A 438-nucleotide genomic window follows, 5' to 3' on the forward strand; every position below is an offset into this window, starting at 1 on the left:
AAACGGTTTGGCATTTTGATGGCTCTCTTTTAGATTTTCGATGTTCCAAATATAACGTCGCCAACCTTGGGTTAACATGAGTAAATTCAAGGCTTCTTGCCTGTGTCGTAAAGGGATGTTTTCATCAAAATAATATTCAGGATTATAAATATTTCCTTTTAGTTGCGACGAAAGCATGTAATGGGTTAATATATTTTTAGAATCTTGATTGTTTTCGTAAAGTTTATCAAAAACACTCAAGCCTAAATGTGCGATTACAGGCAATCCGTTTTCATCTGTCACCTTAATACTGAGGTTTACTTTTTCTCTGGTTTTATATTCCGTCTTATCTAAAGTTGTGTTTATATGAAGTTGTTTTTGCGGATTAACATAAACCAAGCGCTCGGCAAGTGGTTTTAATTCACTGTTAAATAAGGTGAATTCTGCAATGCCTTGTGG

The 438-nt window shown here is 34.5% G+C and carries 1 pseudogene; it reads right to left on the reverse strand.

From position 1 onward, the window contains the following. Positions 1–438: pseudogene (locus tag ICJ85_RS16145) on the reverse strand (hypothetical protein); the annotation flags it as partial.

The organism is Aestuariibaculum marinum (assembly GCF_014596975.1).
Classification (GTDB): domain Bacteria; phylum Bacteroidota; class Bacteroidia; order Flavobacteriales; family Flavobacteriaceae; genus Aestuariibaculum; species Aestuariibaculum marinum.